This window comes from Clostridium sp. 1001271st1 H5 (assembly GCF_005845215.1).
GTDB lineage: Bacteria > Bacillota > Clostridia > Lachnospirales > Lachnospiraceae > Enterocloster.
In genome coordinates this window covers 289,117-302,577 of record NZ_SPHO01000006.1, presented here as the reverse complement: position 1 = coordinate 302,577, position 13,461 = coordinate 289,117, and the positions used below count along the sequence as shown (strand labels likewise).

Annotated in this window: 26 protein-coding genes; all 26 read left to right on the top strand. The window is 55.1% G+C overall.

Going from position 1 to position 13,461, the window contains the following annotated elements:
- Positions 1-42: 42 nt before the first annotated feature.
- The 26 genes from FGS84_RS12010 (at position 43) to FGS84_RS11890 (ending at position 13,453) form a co-directional block, all read left to right on the top strand.
- Positions 43-1,092, top strand: coding sequence for an ATP-binding protein (locus FGS84_RS12010; protein WP_138308514.1), 1,050 nt, complete (start codon positions 43-45; stop codon positions 1,090-1,092).
- Between the two features lie 14 nt (positions 1,093-1,106).
- Positions 1,107-1,241 (top strand): hypothetical protein, encoded by a 135-nt coding sequence (locus FGS84_RS31820; RefSeq protein ID WP_265586122.1) that lies wholly within the window; start codon positions 1,107-1,109, stop codon positions 1,239-1,241.
- Positions 1,238-1,522, top strand: a complete 285-nt coding sequence (locus FGS84_RS12005) for a hypothetical protein (RefSeq protein ID WP_002584788.1) — start codon at positions 1,238-1,240, stop codon at positions 1,520-1,522. Before FGS84_RS31820 ends, FGS84_RS12005 begins: the two co-directional genes overlap by 4 nt.
- Entirely contained in the window at positions 1,506-1,937 is a 432-nt protein-coding gene (locus FGS84_RS12000) for a regulatory protein GemA (RefSeq protein ID WP_002572745.1), read from the top strand. The genes FGS84_RS12005 and FGS84_RS12000 overlap by 17 nt, the downstream gene beginning before the upstream one ends.
- Positions 1,934-2,209 (top strand): hypothetical protein, encoded by a 276-nt coding sequence (locus FGS84_RS11995; RefSeq protein ID WP_002584789.1) that lies wholly within the window; start codon positions 1,934-1,936, stop codon positions 2,207-2,209. The genes FGS84_RS12000 and FGS84_RS11995 overlap by 4 nt, the downstream gene beginning before the upstream one ends.
- Positions 2,209-2,415 carry a hypothetical protein gene (locus tag FGS84_RS11990; protein ID WP_002584790.1) on the top strand — a complete coding sequence of 69 codons (207 nt, stop codon included), beginning with the start codon at positions 2,209-2,211 and terminating at the stop codon, positions 2,413-2,415. The genes FGS84_RS11995 and FGS84_RS11990 overlap by 1 nt, the downstream gene beginning before the upstream one ends.
- A 16-nt stretch (positions 2,416-2,431) precedes the next feature.
- Positions 2,432-2,818 (top strand): VVA0879 family protein, encoded by a 387-nt coding sequence (locus FGS84_RS11985; RefSeq protein WP_138308512.1) that lies wholly within the window; start codon positions 2,432-2,434, stop codon positions 2,816-2,818.
- 2 nt (positions 2,819-2,820) lie between these two features.
- A complete protein-coding gene (locus FGS84_RS11980; protein WP_138308510.1) occupies positions 2,821-3,141 on the top strand; it encodes a DUF6809 family protein in 321 nt (106 codons plus the stop codon).
- 73 nt (positions 3,142-3,214) lie between these two features.
- The gene (locus FGS84_RS11975; protein WP_002584793.1) at positions 3,215-3,493 is read left to right on the top strand and encodes a hypothetical protein; all 279 of its coding nucleotides are present in this window, start codon (positions 3,215-3,217) and stop codon (positions 3,491-3,493) included.
- Positions 3,494-3,529: 36 nt separating this feature from the next.
- A complete protein-coding gene (locus tag FGS84_RS11970; protein ID WP_171042615.1) occupies positions 3,530-3,712 on the top strand; it encodes a hypothetical protein in 183 nt (60 codons plus the stop codon).
- 64 nt (positions 3,713-3,776) lie between these two features.
- Positions 3,777-4,049, top strand: a complete 273-nt coding sequence (locus FGS84_RS11965) for a hypothetical protein (RefSeq protein WP_002584795.1) — start codon at positions 3,777-3,779, stop codon at positions 4,047-4,049.
- A 31-nt stretch (positions 4,050-4,080) separates the two neighbouring features.
- On the top strand, positions 4,081-4,311 hold the full coding sequence (locus tag FGS84_RS11960; protein ID WP_002584796.1) for a hypothetical protein: 231 nt from the start codon (positions 4,081-4,083) through the stop codon (positions 4,309-4,311).
- Complete coding sequence (locus FGS84_RS11955; RefSeq protein WP_002584797.1) at positions 4,289-4,597, top strand: hypothetical protein; 309 nt, start codon at positions 4,289-4,291, stop codon at positions 4,595-4,597. Before FGS84_RS11960 ends, FGS84_RS11955 begins: the two co-directional genes overlap by 23 nt.
- Before the next feature lie 14 nt (positions 4,598-4,611).
- Positions 4,612-5,205 (top strand): hypothetical protein, encoded by a 594-nt coding sequence (locus tag FGS84_RS11950; protein ID WP_002584798.1) that lies wholly within the window; start codon positions 4,612-4,614, stop codon positions 5,203-5,205.
- Positions 5,206-5,215: 10 nt separating this feature from the next.
- Complete coding sequence (locus FGS84_RS11945) at positions 5,216-5,476, top strand: hypothetical protein (protein WP_002584799.1); 261 nt, start codon at positions 5,216-5,218, stop codon at positions 5,474-5,476.
- A gap of 13 nt (positions 5,477-5,489) precedes the next feature.
- Entirely contained in the window at positions 5,490-5,753 is a 264-nt protein-coding gene (locus FGS84_RS11940) for an AbrB/MazE/SpoVT family DNA-binding domain-containing protein (RefSeq protein ID WP_002584800.1), read from the top strand.
- Positions 5,750-6,454, top strand: coding sequence for a hypothetical protein (locus FGS84_RS11935; RefSeq protein WP_138308508.1), 705 nt, complete (start codon positions 5,750-5,752; stop codon positions 6,452-6,454). Before FGS84_RS11940 ends, FGS84_RS11935 begins: the two co-directional genes overlap by 4 nt.
- Positions 6,451-7,308 carry a hypothetical protein gene (locus FGS84_RS11930; RefSeq protein ID WP_330610593.1) on the top strand — a complete coding sequence of 286 codons (858 nt, stop codon included), beginning with the start codon at positions 6,451-6,453 and terminating at the stop codon, positions 7,306-7,308. The genes FGS84_RS11935 and FGS84_RS11930 overlap by 4 nt, the downstream gene beginning before the upstream one ends.
- Positions 7,309-7,323: 15 nt before the next feature.
- Complete coding sequence (locus tag FGS84_RS11925; RefSeq protein ID WP_002584803.1) at positions 7,324-7,668, top strand: Mor transcription activator family protein; 345 nt, start codon at positions 7,324-7,326, stop codon at positions 7,666-7,668.
- 121 nt (positions 7,669-7,789) lie between these two features.
- Positions 7,790-8,137, top strand: a complete 348-nt coding sequence (locus FGS84_RS11920; protein ID WP_002572730.1) for a hypothetical protein — start codon at positions 7,790-7,792, stop codon at positions 8,135-8,137.
- Positions 8,134-8,487 (top strand): hypothetical protein, encoded by a 354-nt coding sequence (locus tag FGS84_RS11915; protein ID WP_002572729.1) that lies wholly within the window; start codon positions 8,134-8,136, stop codon positions 8,485-8,487. Before FGS84_RS11920 ends, FGS84_RS11915 begins: the two co-directional genes overlap by 4 nt.
- The gene (locus FGS84_RS11910) at positions 8,480-8,794 is read left to right on the top strand and encodes a hypothetical protein (protein WP_002572728.1); all 315 of its coding nucleotides are present in this window, start codon (positions 8,480-8,482) and stop codon (positions 8,792-8,794) included. The genes FGS84_RS11915 and FGS84_RS11910 overlap by 8 nt, the downstream gene beginning before the upstream one ends.
- Complete coding sequence (locus FGS84_RS11905) at positions 8,794-9,354, top strand: phage protein Gp27 family protein (RefSeq protein ID WP_002572727.1); 561 nt, start codon at positions 8,794-8,796, stop codon at positions 9,352-9,354. The genes FGS84_RS11910 and FGS84_RS11905 overlap by 1 nt, the downstream gene beginning before the upstream one ends.
- Positions 9,347-11,110 carry a phage terminase large subunit gene (terL, locus tag FGS84_RS11900; protein WP_138308506.1) on the top strand — a complete coding sequence of 588 codons (1,764 nt, stop codon included), beginning with the start codon at positions 9,347-9,349 and terminating at the stop codon, positions 11,108-11,110. The genes FGS84_RS11905 and terL overlap by 8 nt, the downstream gene beginning before the upstream one ends.
- Entirely contained in the window at positions 11,110-12,678 is a 1,569-nt protein-coding gene (locus FGS84_RS11895) for a DUF935 domain-containing protein (RefSeq protein ID WP_138308503.1), read from the top strand. The genes terL and FGS84_RS11895 overlap by 1 nt, the downstream gene beginning before the upstream one ends.
- Complete coding sequence (locus tag FGS84_RS11890) at positions 12,641-13,453, top strand: phage minor head protein (protein ID WP_138308500.1); 813 nt, start codon at positions 12,641-12,643, stop codon at positions 13,451-13,453. The genes FGS84_RS11895 and FGS84_RS11890 overlap by 38 nt, the downstream gene beginning before the upstream one ends.
- Positions 13,454-13,461 lie beyond the last annotated feature (8 nt).

Here is a 13,461-nt window from a genome sequence, read left to right as displayed (position 1 = left end):
CCAACACATAAACCAATCAAACGGAAAGGAAGGGTATCGTAAATGAAAAGTCTGGCAGAACGTGTGTGCCTCAGATTAAGAATCATAAACATGAACAAGGCGGAGCTGGCCTGGCAGTTTGATAAGGAAGGGATGAAGTGCTCCCGCTCCATGCTGAGCCAGTACTTAAACGGGAAATATCCAAGCAGGCCAGTAAAGCTGGAGGAACGTCTGGAGAGGTGGCTGGAAGAGACAGAGGAACAGGAAGCAGCCTTCCGGCAGGAAAAACCGCAGGTGGCAGATAAGTATGCCCAGCAGATTGCCCGCCAGTTTGCCTCCCAGAAAGAACCGGAGGAAGCGGGAGAGCAGGAGCCGCTACTGGAAGAGGAAGCGCCGCCCCGGATGGGAAGCAAGCCGGATGTGTTCGAATCCGATGATTACATCAACATAGTAGGCATCTGCAACCTGTGCCAGCAACAGCAGGGAAGCGCCATCGTGGTGGGGCGGTCCGGCTACGGTAAGACCTACAGCCTGAAGCAGTACGCCAGGCTGCCCAGGGTCATCTATATCGAGTGCAATGAGTCTATGAGCTGCCGGGACCTGGTGAGGCGGATAGAGAAGCAGCTGTGCCTGCCAAAGCGCTATGGGACCAATGATGAGCGCCTGGAGGAGATATGTGAGTTTTTTAACGTGAACCGGGGATATCTGATGATAGTGGACGAGGCGGACAAGCTCATCAACAAGTACACCATCAAGAAGATTGAGCTGCTGCGCACCATCATGGATTCGGCCGCGGTAGGGATGGTACTGGCCGGGGAGCTGTCCCTGGAGGCCCACCTGGCTGCGTATGATGAACGGTTTGCCAACCGTATGGATTTTGCGTACCGGCTCCATGGCCTGGGAAAAACCGAGGTAGAGCGCTACCTGGAGGACTGGAGCGTGGAGGAGAGGGCCATGGAGGTGCTGACCAGCCGGGCCAGGAACAGCAAGAACGGCTGTTTCCGGCTGTTTGACCGGACCATGAACAACGTCATCCGTCTGATGCGGGAACGGGAACAGACGACCATCACGGAAACAATCATCAACGAGGCATCCGCCATGATGCTGCTGTAGGGAGGGACGACAGAATGAAACATAAGATGCACGATGGCATGAGAGATGTATACCAGCCCTGGAGCAAGGAGGATGTGGAAAGGATGTATAGGAGAACTGTAGCCGAATACAGGAAACGAATGAATGCACGGGAGGAGGGAAAACGATGAAACGCAAGATACTGACCATCACATACACATGCCCGGAGGACAAGGTGAACCTGGGGGAGGCGGACATCATGGGAACCATCCTCCAGAAGCTCGGGGAGCTGGGAGCCTATGATATAAACCTGAAGGCCAGTTCCGCGGAGGTGCGGGAACCGGCTTCGCCAAAGGTCAGGGAGACGGGACCCCAAATCCCTGCATTCCTACAGGAACGCAGGAGCCGGCCATCCAGGAGGGAAGTGCTCTGCCTGCCAGGAGGAGGGGAAGCCTATGGGAACGGGATATAGGTATACCATCAAGACCCTGTGGGGGTTAGCCAAGTCAAAGGAGCTGGGGCTGACGGAGGAGGAGCTGCACCTGCTGGTGGCCCGTGAGACCGGGAAGGACAGCATCCGTGAGCTGAACCGGTCGGAGCTGTCCCATGTCTGCCATATCCTGCAGAAACAGAAGGACGATATCAAACGGCAGGAGGGGAGGCTGCCGGAACGCAGGGGGAACCCGCAGACCGGACGGCAGCGCCGAAAGATAGGCCAGCTGAAAGAGAAGCTGGGCTGGGAGGAGCGGCAGGTCCGTGCCCTGTGCCACCGGATGTACCGGGTGGACGCAGTGGAATGGCTGACCTATTACCAGTGTCAGGGACTGATTGAGGCCATGAAGGCCATCCTGGAGCGGAAGCCGGAAAAGGAGGATGGTCGGGGATGAAGGATAAGGAAGGTAAGGGGACGTTTGGGTCTGCTATGGCGAGGTTCCTATGTGTGCAGTTGGAAGCCACGGCCATCTACCTGGGGCATCCAGCTACACAGCAACAAAAATCCGATTGGATGGAGTTGGAGTTGGAGGCCCTTCTCCGTGAAAGCCAGCTTGCCAGGGAGGCGGTCCAGCTGAAGCAGACCCTGGAGCTGGGGGAACATGTGCGCCGGGAAATAGAGAAGGAGCAGATGAAGAAGGATACGCAGGAAGGGATGATGAGCTGATGGAAGGACTGATGCAGCTGTTTGACCGGAAATACCAGGAATACCAGGATTATCTGGATGAAAAGTCCTGGGCGGATGCGGCCCTTGCCCAGTCCTACCTCCTGGGGGTCCTGCATTGCATGTGGGCCTTATGGGACCGGAAGGCGGAGGACGCAAAGCAATACCATGAGGAGATAGTGCGCCGAAGCCATAGGATAGAACAGTAAAGAGAGGAGAGCAGAGATGAAACGGACCATTAAGTTACACACAGGAGCGGCCAAGACCGTTGAGGATACCACACATAAGATAATGACAATCCAGGAATGGAGAGAGGAAGGGACAAGACGTTTTGGTGAGGACTACATGGATTGGAAGTTTGAGCGCCCCATGTGCGGACATATTGCATCAATCAGGGATTTTATGGAGGCCGGAGCCAAAGGACCAAACTGTGCCTGTCAGGAGTGCCTTGGAAGATATACGGGAAAGGGGTCCCCGAAGGCGGGAGATGCGTCTGGCTGCAACTGGGCGGCTTATGGACTCTTTGGCATCCCGAATGGGAAGGGGATGATTGTCCTGGATGAGGAAGGAATCGGGACGGAGTGTTTTGCATTTGCAGGACAGGAGGTGTAGTCATGCCAGGGAAACATACGAAGCTCTTTAAACGCATATTCCATGGTGATTTCCGTCCGGCTGACGGAATGGACTATTCCCGCGCATATAAACGCTGGATGAAGGAGAACTATGAAGCTCACCAGAGATTCCGGAAAACATTAAAGAAAGGCCAGCTGGAGGCGTTTGACGAATTAGAGGAAATGGATATTGAGCTATCAGGAAGGGCCCAGGAAGAGAACTACATAGCCGGGATGAAGGCCCTGTGGGACGGAACCCGGCTGAAGATTCTGGCAAAGGGGCGGGAGAAACAGCAACAAAGCTGGTTGTGGAAACACAGATAACAGCCGGTATGGGAACCTTGAAACGGTAAGATGGATTATATGAAAATTAACCTACATTTACGAAGGGAGACATATGAAAGATTTAAAAAGAGCGGTATTGATAACTATCATTTTGGTGTCAGGATTACTTAGCGGGTGTTCCTCATGGAGCAGGATGGGAAAGTCTATTAGTAGTGACATGAAGGGAGGGCTTAACCGCACGGTTACGCTTTATGATTATAATGGCGAGGAAATTCGGCATTGGTCTGGTAAGTTTGACATTTCTGAAAGTGAAAATGAGGTGTACTTTGACGACCAGAACGGAAAACGTATTATTATCCATGGGGGTATTATTGTCAATGAAGAAAATTAGGATTTGACGGAGGAAGGGAAGATTATGAGCAGACCTATGGAAGTAATAGAGAGCCACGAGTGCAAAGTGCTGGAAAAATATAATGCGAGTTTGAAAAAGCAACAAATCGCTGTCCAACAGCTCAGTGATTTACATTGGTACTGGGTGAGGTGGAGCGAAAAACACGGAAATACAGCGGATGGAATTGCGTATTGTCCGTACTGCGGGCATAAGCTTTAATCCACAAAAACTGACATAAGCAATATTAGGATTTTCCGGTTGAGCCGGAGGAAGGGATAGGCGTATGGAGGAACCATTTGACCAGAAGATGCTACACTTTGCAGTGGCTTTAAGTGATGCATATAAAGAGGATGATGAAAAAGAGGGGCTTGCGCTGGCTCCGCTGGAAATGAAAAAGGATGAGCTGACGGAAGATTTCACAGCAATGATTTATGCACAATGGATGCTGTACAGAAAAGTTACAGGAGATGATATTGACATTTTGGGGTTCACCCATGTTGCAAACCGGCTTGTATTTCAACAGGTCCTGAAAGATAATGGTGTGCTGCAAAACTAACATATGGTTTAGAGAAAGGAAGGAAAAACAGATGGGAACGCTACTGGATGCATTTTCAAAAGAGGACCGGGTGGAGATCACCTTTTCCGATTTTTACCGGCTCATGCGGGAAAGCACATTCGCGGAACTGATGAAAAATGCCGTGAACTGCAACGTGCCGCACCGCTACATAAGGGAGATGGTAACGGGAGTGCCGGAGGAGACCAGCATAAAGCCGGATGGTGAAGGGGGGAAGGAACATGTGGATACTGACACAGAATAAGGAGCGGCTGCTGACTACGGAATCCATGGATGAGATACGCGTTGCACCGCCAGCGCCAGGCAGGATGGATTACGTGCTCTTGCTTAACCGTAAGACGGACCGGAAGGAGCATGCATTAGGGTTTTACCGCAGGAAGGAGCGGGCAAAAGAGGTGCTTCAGGATATTTTGGAGAAACAGTCGGAGTATATCTCCTGCGAGGGAGGGACGAGCCTGATTACGGGACGTCATCAGCCTGCCTTTGTGGCCATCCCTCCCAAAACCTATGTCATGCCGCTGGATGAATAAGGAGGGACGAAGGGATGGAGACAGGAAAGGGAACATCCGTGTATACCGTGAGCAACCACGCAAAGGAGCGTTACGCCGAACGGTGCAAGGACCGGGACAGCCGGCTGGAGATAACCACCTACGTGGCGGAGCACAGCCAGCGGATAGAGGAAGAAATCAACCAGATGCTGCGTTACGGGAAGCGTGTCTATACGGGCCGGACGGAGGGTGGAAAGGACCGGGTGCCCAAGGAAGTGTATGTGAACGGCCTGTGGATACTGCTGGCTAATGCCGAAACCCGCAACGTCATCACCCTGTACCGGGTGGACCTTGGCTGCGGGCCGGACCTGGACAAGCTGTACGTGGAGCGGATGGTCCAGCGCCTGGAGGAAGCAAAAGGACATCTGGATGAAACAAGACGCAAGGTGGAGGAACAGAACCGTGCCTACCAAGCCATCCTGCAGGAGGGAGAAGGGCAGATACAGGAATACCAGGAGCGCATCCGTCTGCTGAAGGAGATGTGCGAAGGGTACCAGGCAGTCATGCGCAGCAGCCGGGCCGGCGTGGCCCGGGCCGCGGACGAGGTGGAAGCGATTGTCAACACGTTAATAGGAAAAAAGAAGTTTTAAGGGAGGGCCTATGGAACCAACACAAGCCCGGATAGAGCTGGTCCGGGAGGACGGGACCATCCGGATGGGTGGGACGGACGTGAGCATGGAGGACATGGCCCGGATGCTGGGGGTGTTCGCCGGCATCGTGGCAGCGGAGGCGGTAAAACGCGGCATGGGTGTGGAGGAAGTCAAGGACGCCATGCTGGATATCTTTCTGGCGGCCACGGCCCGTCTGGATGAGGAGCATGCCCAGGACATCCGGGAGGGACATACCTGGGACATGGGATAAGAAGGAGGAAGCAATGGAATACAAACGCATTACAAGCAAGGGCGGGGTCAACATCCCCGTGAAGCTCAGGCGGTCCATGGGGATTGAGCCCAGGGACGCCATTGAGCTGGAGGTCAATGACAGGAACGAGCTGGTCATCCGGGCCTACCAGGCCCGCTGCATCTACTGCGGAAGTGAGGAAATCCATCTTAAAAAAAATGGCAAAGGGGTCTGCCGTGCCTGCGCAGACCAGCTGGTGGATGAATACGTGAAGCAGAAACGGAAGGAGCTTGCATGATGGATTTGGGAACGGTAAACGATAAGGAGCTGGTGGACCTGGCCGTGGCGGCCATGAAGGTGGCTGAGGATGCCAAGTCCGCCCTGGAACAATACAAGGCGGAAATCCAGAACCGGGGACTGTCGGTCTTAAAGGACCGGAATAACCAGTACTGCCGTATGTATGGGACGGACGGGAGCTATGCGGCCGTGTCAGAGCCGAAGGAGATAGACATTCTCAACATGCCCCGGTTAAAACAGGCTATCGGTGAGGATGTGTGCACAGGGCTGGTGACGGAGACCACAAAGACTACCTATAACCTGGATAAAAAGCTGCAGAAGGCCCTGAAGGCCATTGCCGCCAACGATTACACCTTTGAGTATACTTTGGAGGATTACCTGAAGGAGATGAGCGTACCGGTGAGCGCAGGCCAGAGGGAGGTGCTGGCCCGGAGACTGAAGGGGGACTACAAGGAGGATAAGAAGACGCTGCTGTCCGTCCTGGGGTATCTGGGCAAGGGGACCACGGAGGAGGCCGCGGAGGCCGCCGCCCCCAACCTGGACATGGACCTGTACTACATATCAAAGATTAAAAACGCGGAACTGATACAGGCCATCCTGCCGGATGAGGGAATCGACTGGAGCATGGATGAAATCAAGCGGTCCCTGATTGTGACATCTAAGCTGAAACTGGAAATTGCCTATGAAAGGGAGGACAAATGATGAAAGCAGACGAAAAGAGACAGGCCGTGGCCAGGAAGTATGACGAGCTCATCGGAAGGAACCATTACAGCCAGCCGCTGCGGGACTACTGCTACCGGAAACACAGAGATGGGAACTATTACAGCGACTGCTCCAGCTCCATCTGTTACGCATACAAAGAAGCCGGATATGGTTTCGGTATCCTGAACACAGCCGGCATCTACCAGTCCGCGCGGCTGGTGACGGTGGACGTCCCCATCCGGGACGGCCAGGTGCAGGACATCGGCCAGCTGCGGGTAGGTGACATGCTGGAGTTTGCCGGGACGGACGAGAGCCGGCCGCAGACCATCGGACATGTGGAGATGGTGCATACGCTGAACGGGAAGGATACCATCATCTGCGGACACGGAAGCGGCCGCCCATCCTATAAGGACATGATAGCCTATTGCCGGCAGCGCCAGAATACCAAAGCCTCCACCAAACGCGGGAACAAGGGTTTGGTGTGTGTCCGTCGCTATCTGCTGGATGACGTGGCCTTGGAGGAGCCGGTCAGGAAATCGGGCTGGCAGGAAGAGGACGGCGTCTGGCGGTTTTACCTGGGGGATACGGGACAATGTGTTCGTAACGCCTGGTACCTGGATGTGGACGGCCGCTGGTACTGGTTTGACGGGGCCGGCCGCATGGTCAGGGACACCTGGTACCAGTACCAGGGAAGCTGGTACTACCTGGGAACCGATGGTGCCATGGTAAAGGGGCAGCAGACCATAGACGGGAAATGGTATCTGATGGACGGAGCCGGAGCCATGGTCACGGAGCCGGTCACACTGACCCCGGACCAGGACGGCGCACTTAAGTGGGAAGGCCTGGCGGAATAAGAGGAGGGGATATGGATGCGCAGGGAGCTGATGGAGGAGCTGGAAGCGGATACCACTCTGGAGGATATCGCGGAGCCGTACCGCCTGGTGGTGGAAATGATAGGTTTGAAGAACGTGCTGAAGCTGTCTCAGTATTTCATGGGGGACAAGATATACCTGCCCAAGGCGGAGCGCATCCTGGCCCCGGCGCGGAACCGCCGGATACGGCGGGAGTACAACGGAAGGAACGCCAAGGAGCTGGCCAAGGAATACGACCTGACCACCAACCAGATATTACAGATTGTGCGGGACCTGGACCCAACCCAGATCAGCTTATTTGAGTTCCTGGATGAAGAATCCGGAAAGGCCCAAAAAAGATAAGTTGTCCAAAATGCTTGGGCTAACAATATGTTTCCAGATGGATTATCCTATGGACATGACGAAAGTCATGTCCTGTTTTTTTTGTCCCAGGACAGACAGAACGAGCGAGGAGGAATGGGAAATGGAGAACGTATTACAGACCTTGGCGGGGCAGTATACCCAGCAGCTGGCCCTCATGATGGCGGCCATTGCGGTGGCGGCCTTTACGGTCAGCGTCATCACGGAGGTAACCAAGGAAATCGGCTTTTTGGGAAGGATACCCACGGCCGTGCAGGTGATTGTGCTGTCGGTTGTCCTCTGTCAGCTGGTCTATTGGTGGTATGTGACCAGCACGAAGGCCGCGGCCGTGTGGTGGGGCCCGGTCTTGGCCCTGGTAGTGGCTTTTTATGTGGCCTTCCTGGCCATGTACGGCTGGGAGAAGCTGGCGCAGCTGTGGGCAAGATACAAACATCCGGGAGGAAGCGCATGAACGATGCAGTCACAATCGGCATGGCAGCCACTGCGGTGGGAACGGTCCTCTGGTTCCTGGTAAAAATGATGATTGATGACTTCAAGCAGTCCGTAAGCGGTGTCGGGAGCAAGCTGGACAGCACCATTGCCAGGTTTGACGAGAGGGTTACCAAGCTGGAGGACAAGCAGGAGGCAGACATCAAGGCAGTGCAGAAGGAACTGAGCTCCATCAAGGGGGATTTTGCCACGACCTTTGTGCTGCGGGAGGATTTTTTCCGGAGCATGAACGGGGTGGAGGACAAGATGCGGTCCATGGACGGCAAGCTGGACCGGTTACTGGTAAGACAGGGAGGCAAAGCGGATGGATGATAGGGAGCTGGCTGAAATCCAGCACAACAAGGCAGTCAGGGGCTATATCATACGGTCCCTGGTAAAAGGATATAACAACACGGCGCTGACCAGGCAGCTGTCCAACTCCATGATAGCGGCGGGATTAATCGTATCCCCGGACATCACCAAATACCTGGACTACCTGAGGGACGCTGGATACATTGAGTTCACGAACCTGAAGGTGACCGCCTACAACGCATACGCCAAGGACGCCGTGATACGGCTGACCAAGGCCGGTGTGGACCTGGCGGAGGGCACTATAGAGGACGCGGGAGTGGATGTCTGATGGGAAGGACGAGGAAGAAGAACCGCATATCCTCCAAGATTGACGAACTGCCGTCTGAAATCAAAGGACAGGTAGACGTGATGCTTTCCGATACATCCAACAGCTACCAGGACGTCAGCGGCTGGCTGAAGGAAAAGGGTTATGAAATCAGCAAAAGCAGCGTGGGGCGGTATGCAGTCCGGAGCAATACGGCTGCACAGCGCTTACTGGAGGCTCAGTCCCGGACCGAGGCCCTGGTAAACGTGGTCCGGAAGAACCCGGATGCGGATTATACCGAGGCGGGCCTGATGCTGATGATGGACGGACTGATTAACCGCCTGGCAACAGCGGAGGATGAGTTTGACTACCTGCCGTTAGACAAGGCAGGCCGTCTGATTGCATCCTTAAGCCGGACCAAGGCCTATAAAGATAAGGTCCGCCAGGACATGAAGGATAAGGCGGACCTGGCCTTTCAGGAAATGGAGGAGGAAATCATGAAGACCATCAAGTCAGATCCGGAGCTGAAGGTGAGACTGAAGGAAATCCTGACCCGTGCAAAGGAGCTGATGCTGCATGATTGATATCAACGAATACCTGGAGCGCCTGGACGAAGAGGAAGGCCGGGAGGAACAGGAACGGGAAGCCTATCAGCGGGAGCTGTTTGAGGCGTATGTCCTGCGCCGGACGGATCATGAGCCGGAGCGCCGGGAGCTGATGCGGATGTACCGGGACGGGCATCCCCTGACGGGTCCGAGAGGGCTCAGGAAGCGCCTGGCGGCCATTGACCTGGGATACTTTGGCCGGGCCTATTTAAAACACTACTTTGTCCGCAAATCCCCGGCCTTCCATGAGGAGCTGGACGCGGTCTGGACCGGAGGTGTGCTGAAGGGGCGCAATCCATACCAGGAAGCGGCCGTTATCTCACGGCTGGACGGAAGCCGGAACGTGGTGGCAGCCCCGAGAGGCCATGCAAAGTCCACCAACTTTACATTTAAGGATTCCCTGCACGCGGCCCTGTACCGGTACAAGCATTACATCATCATCCTGTCCGATTCGTCCGACCAGGCCGAAGGGTTCTTAACGGATATTAAGACAGAGCTGGAGGAAAACCGGGACATCCAGGAGGACTTCGGCCGGCAGCAGGGAAAGGTGTGGAAGGGGAATGTCATCCTGACGGCCCAGGACATCAAGATTGAGGCCATCGGTTCCGGGAAGAAGATACGAGGCCGCCGGCACCGGGCCTGGAGGCCGGACCTGATTGTCCTGGACGATGTGGAGAATGACGAGAACGTCAACACGGCGGAGCAGCGCCGGAAGCTGGAATCCTGGTTCAAGAAGGCGGTATCCAAGGCCGGGGATACCTATACGGATATCATGTACATCGGCACGGTACTCCATTACGATTCCCTGCTCAGCGGAGTACTGAAGAATCCAGAGTATGATTCCCGAACCTATCAGGCCGTGCTGTCCTTTGCAAAGCGGGAGGACTTGTGGGAGCGCTGGACAGAGATTTATACCAACCTGTTTGATGATAAGCATAAAGAGCACGCCCGGGAATTTTACGAGGCAAACGAGGCAGATATGCTGGCAGGAACCCAGGTCCTGTGGCCGGAGAAGATGGATTATTACAAACTGATGGTCATCCGCGTTTCAGACGGGGAGGCGGCCTTTAACAGCGAACTGCAGAACAACCCCATCGGCCCGGACAATGCGGCTTTTAACCCAGAGTGGTTTGATTACTACGAGGAGGAGCTGGTGGACTTTACGGACAGCCGCTACCTCTTTGTTGGTTCTAATGACCCGTCCCTGGGGAAAAACAAAAAGGCGGACACGTCCTCCATCATCAACCTGGCCCTGGACCAGTATACCGGATACATGTATGTGGAGGCGGCCAGCGTGGAACGCAGGAAGCCGGACGTCATTATCCAAGACGTGTTTGAGATGAACCGCAGACTGAAACGGGACTATCACAGGGGCTTTTATCGTTTTGGGGTAGAGACGGTGCAGTTCCAATACTTTTTTAAAGAAGTTATGGCTCAGTTGTCGGTGGAGCTGGGAGAGTACATCCCCATCGAGGAAATCCAGTCCATCGCCAACAAGATGCTCCGCATCCAGTCCCTGCAGCCCTACATTAAAAACGGGTATATCAAGTTTAACCGGAAGCATAAGACACTGCTTAAGCAGCTGGAGGAGTTCCCGATGGGCAGAAATGATGACGCTCCGGACGGCCTTCAGATGGCCGTGGCCCTGGCGGTAGCGGTGAAGTCCATGGCGAAGAAGACAGACTATAAGTCCGTGTTAAGGCGGGCCATGCGGTTTGGGGAGGGAGCATACTGATGGCAAAGAAAAGCAAGAAGAGATTCTCATCGGAAATGGCAAAAAGCGGTAGCCCCATTATGGCAGCTGTTGCCATCCGTGACGTGAACGATAAATTCAGCAGCTACCCGTCTGACGGCCTGACACCGGTAAAGCTGGCCCGGATATTCAAGGAGGCGGACGCCGGAGACCCCTTCCGGCAGATGGAGCTGTTCGAGGAGATGGAAAGCAAGGACACCCATCTGTTCTCCCAGCTGCAGACCCGCAAGCTTGCGGTGACGGGCCTGGACTGGGAGGTGCAGCCCTTTTCGCAGGATGAAACAGACCAGGAGATAGCGGCTTTTGTGGAGGAACAGCTGAAGGAGTTGGACGGATTCAGCGACAACCTCATGGACATCCTGGATGCCATCGGAAAGGGCATCAGCTTCCAGGAAATTGAGTGGGAATACAGGGACGGCCACGTGGTGGTGGGAAATATTGAGTACGTCCACCAGAAAAAGTTTTATTATGACACCCTGACCGATGCGCTCATGCTCCGGACGGAGGCGTTCCCGGGAGGGATACCCCTTCCGGAAAACAAGTTCATCGTCCACCGGTACAAGGCGCGTTCCGGCCACCCTTCCCGGTATGGCGTTCTGCGGGTGGTGGCCTGGATGTACCTGTTTAAAAACTATGACCTGAAGGACTGGGTCAGTTTCTGTGAGGTCTACGGGATGCCCCTGCGGCTTGGCACCTATGACGCAACGGCCAGTGAAAAGGATAAAGTGGCCCTGATGGATGCCATTGTAAGGATGGGGACGGACGCGGCCGGGATTGTGCCGTCCGGGACTGATATCAAATTCATTGAATCGAACAAACAATCCAGTGTGGACATCTATGAACGGCTGGCCCGGTTCTGTGATGAACAGATGAGCAAGGCCATTGTGGGTCAGACACTGACATCGGATTCCGGCGGTTCCTACGCTCAGTCCAAGACCCATAACGATGTGAGGCAGGACCTGACGGAGGCGGACTGCAAGGCGGTGATGGAGACGGTGCGCCGGGACCTTATCCGACCGCTGGTGGAGTTCAACTTCGGCGTCCAGGCTCATGTACCATATTTCATACTGAATGCCACCGATACGGATGACCTGAAGGAAACCGCGGAAATCGTGAACACCCTGGCGGCCGCCGGTCTGGAAATCCCCAAGAGCTGGCTGTACAAGAAATTCAACATCCCGGCCCCGGAAAACGGGGAGGAAACCATCGGACCGTCTCCGGCTGTCTCTGGGATGGCGGGTACGGGGCAGCCTGGCATGTTCCGGGGGCTCAAGCTGAAGGACGATGGAAAGGAAGCAGACGGCCGGCAGGTGCTAGACCGCCTGGAGGCGGCGGCCGTGGAGCAGTCCCGAAGCTTTTTTAAACAGATGATGGAGCCTGTTCTGGAACTGGTGGGGCACTGTGACAGCCTGGAGGGCCTGCAGGAGCAGCTGAAGGACGAGAAGGCCCTGCGGCAGTTATATAAGGCCATGAAGGTGAAGGATTTTGACCAGCTGGTGGAGCAGGTCATGTATGTATCAAACATGTTGGGGCGGATGCAGGATGGATAAGCAGATTATAAAGGAACTGAAGGAAGGGACGGAGCCGGAGGTGTTCGGTGAGGCCTTAGCGTTCCTGGAAAAGAAGGGGGTCATCCGGTATGCGGATTTCAGGAAACTGAAGGAATGGTACCGCCCCCTGGCTTTTTCAGTTGCCGGTTATACGGAACTTGAGGTCCTGAACCAGTTCCTGGAGGAACTGAAAAGGGCCATAGGGGAAGGGACCACGAAGACACAATTCCAGGAAAACATGGACCGTTTCTTAGAGGAGCGGGGCTATGACGGTCTGACGCCTTATCATGCGGACCGTATCTTCCGCCAAAACATGCTTACAGCCTACAGCGTGGGACATTACCAGCAGATGACGGACCCAGATGTGATGGGGCGGCGGAAGTACTGGCAGTACCAGACGGCCGGGGACGGGCACGTGAGGGAAAGCCACGCGGCCATGGATGGCCGGGTATTCCCGGCGGATTCCCCGGTGTGGGATATCTGGTATCCGCCCAACGGATTCGGGTGCCGGTGTATGGTTGTCTCCAGGACGGAGGAGCAGGTAAGGCGTATGGGGCTTACCGTAGAGCAGACTCTGCCGGATACGTCCAATCCGACCACAGGAGAGACGGAGGCGCTGCTGCCAGACCCGAAGTTTCGGACAAACCCGGCGAAGGCGGAGTGGAAGCCGGACCTGGCCGCGTTCCCGCCGGTTTTAAGGAAGCTGTATGAGGAACAGCAGAAGGCGCGTAAGGCCAATCCGGGGCAGCCAGCGGGGAATTCTGGCCCGGGATAAATTTAACG